This is a genomic window from Oleiphilus sp. HI0132, from assembly GCF_001635845.1.
In genome coordinates, this window is sequence record NZ_LWGJ01001265.1 from 1 (window position 1) to 3,268 (window position 3,268).

The window sequence follows — 3,268 nt, forward strand, 5'->3', positions numbered from 1 at the left end:
TAAAGACTACCCTTGAAAGCCAGCTTTCCAAAGATAAGGTAGATGCTGAAAATATCGCAAAAAGAATGAATATGAGTCGACACACGCTATATCGACGTCTTAAATCAGAAGGAATTTCCTTTCATGACCTGCTTGATGAAGTGCGTGAAGAAAAGGCCTACGCATATTTAAATAAAGGCAAACATAGTCTAAGCGACATTGCTTTTTTGCTCGGCTTTTCTGAACTTAGCGCCTTTAGCCGTGCTTTTAAACGCTGGACCGGAATTTCTCCCGCAAAATATCTTAAATCTCGACCCCAGGAATAGTATACAAGCATGCTAAGACTTCTCTTTATCCTTCTGACTGCGCTGACACTTGATGCTTGTACAAGCTTGAGTCACTTAAAGGCACCAATCGCAAAGAAGCATGTTGAACAGAAGACTAAAACACCCGCTAGTGAAAATATCGAGGAATTATGCAAGTACACATCCCATAAAGGCATTTCCGAACTCATTTCAGTGAAAGGAGCCTACCTCACTTTTATATTCTTTCCCGGTAATGTCGAGTTTCGTCTTGAAAAAGAAAAATTCCCTCTACAAAAGCTTATCGGCAGCGAGTTCAAGGCTATTTATGAAGAACTGGTTCAAGGGCATGCTAAATGCCACAAACCAGCACCTCAGATCATAGGTTTACCACATTAAGTCATCAGGTATTTGATAATCTTTATACGGATCATCTTCTTCTATTTCTGTATCTTGCGGCTGTGACTTCTCCATGTGGTAGACAATCGCTGCCTCATCTCTCTCTATTATTTTAGTGGCCGCTGTTGCTGGTATTAAGATAAAACTTTCATCTAAATTGGCTATTGCTAACCTGCCTTTCAATAAATGAGTTTGTTGCTGTTCTGATATATAGACCTTTTTGATCTTTTTATCGACAGCAAATTGAAATCCAATATCGTCACCTTCACTAGGTACGGTGTTCATTTCAATTAATTGTTTTACCTGAGCCTTAATTGCTTTTCGATTCTGCTCTTCCAGCTTCGCCTGATTCAGTGCTTTGTCTCTTTCAGCTTTTTCTTTTTTCTGCTGAGCTATTCGCGCTTCGGCTTCGTTTTGTACTGCTTGGCCTTTTGGAGTTTGCTTACGTTGAACACGTTTCTCTTTTTGAATATTTTTTGCTTTTTTCTTATCTACCAGGCCAGCACCTAATAGTTGCTCTTGTAATGACTTTGCCATCAAACCCTCTCTTGAACGATGTTTAGATGTTACTTCGAATAAGATAAATACTATCATAATTCGCTCTAAACCTAGATTTCTAGCATGATTTTGAATGCGCCTTTGCAAATAAAACATACAATTTACGACCCCTAAACTTTACAATGTAAATATTGCTGGGTAAAGTACACTTACACTGTAAAGTTTAGATACTTTGTTAGTACTAGTATTTTCTTGGCATTTTATATAAACGTGGAGAACTTAAAACAATGAAACACTATGATGCAGTAGTGATTGGCGCAGGAAATGGCGGACTAACCGCTGCCGCGACACTGCAAAAGAATGGATGTAACACCTTACTTGTTGAGCGCCATAATGTTCCGGGTGGATGCGGTACATCTTTCGTCCGCGGAGATTTCGAATTTGAAGTCGCTTTGCATCAGTTAAGTGGCGTTGGGACAGAAGACAGACCTTTCCTTATGAGAAAAATGTTCAAGGATTTGGATGTACTCGATAAAGTTGAACTGGTTCAGGAAGAGGAGCTATATCGATTAATTGTCCCAGGGAAACAAGATATTACACTTCCCGCGAGTTGGTCAGGCATTCAAAAAGTTCTAAAACAAAATTTTCCTGATGACAGTGATGCTATCACCCGCTTCTTTGATCTAGGAAGCAAGGTTGCTATGGAGTATTACATGGCCTTGCAACAGGTTAGGCGTAGTAATGACGAAAAGCTATTAGAGTCTCAATGTAAACACTTTGCTGCCTACGGTTTAAGAACTACCGATGAAGTATTGAATGAATTCTTCAGCAATAAAGAACTGATCAATACGATCACTCCCTATTGGAGTTATGTCGGTATCCCAACCAATGAATTAGTGTTTGCAGAATTTATTGGAATGCTTTTCGCCTATTGTACCTTCAAACCTTGGCACTTTAAGGGTGGATCTCAGAGTGTTTCTAGCGCAATTATCGATTCGTTTGTTGAAGCCGGAGGGTGCGTAAAGTTTAGTTGTGGTGCGAAGAAAATACATACCGCTGATAATAAGGTTCATGCTATTACACTCGAAGATGGCCAAACCGTAAGCTGTAATTATGTTGTTTCGAACGCCAGCCCACTGATCACCTTCAATGAACTCCTCGATCTTGAAAAGCCACCTATTCAGATCCAACAAGATTTTAAATCTAGACGCAAAGGTGTTTCTGCTGTTTGCTTGTATTTAGGTTTAGATTGTAAGCCAGAGGATATCGGTATTACATCTGCCGCTACCTTCGTAATTGATGGTGACAACCAGGATATTGACGAAACAGAACTATATAAAATGACCGCACCGAAATGGGGAATGGTCACCTGCTACAACTTCATTGACGAAGATTTGGCCCCCAAGGGAAAAAGCGTCATAACTCTTGTAGCACTTCAATACGGCGAAGCATGGCAAGCACTTAGCCCTGAAGATTATGCTGAAGCAAAGTATGACTACGCACAAAAGCTCATTGATCATGTTGAAAAGGCTTACCCAAATCTCAGCCAGTATATTGAAGTTGCTGAGGTAGCGACTCCTTTAACTATGATGCGTTATTTGAACTCACCTGACGGCGCTATTTATGGCTTTAAACAACATATTCAGGATTCTCTCTTATTACGCGACCAATTGAGTGGTATTGAGTAAACGTAAGGCGAAGCGCACATATCCAAGAATCTAATGATTTAGTATGACATTCCATGGCAGCAGATCTTCCATTTCTGCTTGCTGATCTCTTTTACTAAGTGCTTTCAATAGATAATGAAGATAATCGAATGGCACAAGGTCATTTGCCTTTGCCGTTTCAACAATACTGTAAAGTACACTGCTGGCATGGGCACCACTAGTGGTGTTTGAGAATAACCAGTTTTTTCGCCCTATCACGAAGGGTTTGATTGCTCTTTCTGCACGATTGTTATCGATATTCAGATGACCATCTTCTAAGTAGCGTGTCAGCTTTGGCCATTGATTTAAACTGTATGCGAGTGCTTTGCCCAAGGCCGATTTAGGCGGTACCTGCAGAATCGAGTTATCCAACCAGATTTTATA

Annotated in this window: 5 protein-coding genes; 3 read left to right on the forward strand and 2 right to left on the reverse strand. The window is 40.3% G+C overall.

Features of this window, described 5'->3' with window-relative positions; genetic code table 11:
- Together A3766_RS19140 and A3766_RS19145 are read left to right on the forward strand one after the other, a co-directional pair.
- Positions 1-305 (forward strand): AraC family transcriptional regulator (locus tag A3766_RS19140; RefSeq protein WP_156508984.1); only part of this gene is annotated, 305 nt, incomplete at its 5' end.
- Positions 306-314: 9 nt separating this feature from the next.
- Positions 315-680, forward strand: a complete 366-nt coding sequence (locus A3766_RS19145) for a hypothetical protein (protein ID WP_068553025.1) — start codon at positions 315-317, stop codon at positions 678-680.
- On the opposite strand, the gene A3766_RS19150 is transcribed toward A3766_RS19145, so the two are convergent.
- Positions 669-1,217 carry a DUF2058 domain-containing protein gene (locus A3766_RS19150; protein ID WP_068510071.1) on the reverse strand — a complete coding sequence of 183 codons (549 nt, stop codon included), beginning with the start codon at positions 1,215-1,217 and terminating at the stop codon, positions 669-671. The two genes, A3766_RS19145 and A3766_RS19150, sit on opposite strands and share 12 nt — an antisense overlap.
- 248 nt (positions 1,218-1,465) lie before the next feature.
- Here A3766_RS19150 and A3766_RS19155 point away from each other — a divergent pair, with 248 nt between their 5' ends.
- Positions 1,466-2,866, forward strand: coding sequence for an NAD(P)/FAD-dependent oxidoreductase (locus A3766_RS19155; RefSeq protein WP_068642793.1), 1,401 nt, complete (start codon positions 1,466-1,468; stop codon positions 2,864-2,866).
- A gap of 30 nt (positions 2,867-2,896) precedes the next feature.
- On the opposite strand, the gene A3766_RS19160 is transcribed toward A3766_RS19155, so the two are convergent.
- The coding region (locus A3766_RS19160) for a transposase (RefSeq protein ID WP_156508985.1) at positions 2,897-3,268 on the reverse strand (372 nt) is incomplete at its 5' end.

Coding starts and splice junctions, on each gene's coding strand:
- A3766_RS19145 (WP_068553025.1), top strand. CDS start 315: ATGCTAAGACTTCTCTTTATCCTTCTGACTGCGCTGACACTTGATGCT.
- A3766_RS19150 (WP_068510071.1), bottom strand. CDS start 1,217: ATGGCAAAGTCATTACAAGAGCAACTATTAGGTGCTGGCCTGGTAGAT.
- A3766_RS19155 (WP_068642793.1), top strand. CDS start 1,466: ATGAAACACTATGATGCAGTAGTGATTGGCGCAGGAAATGGCGGACTA.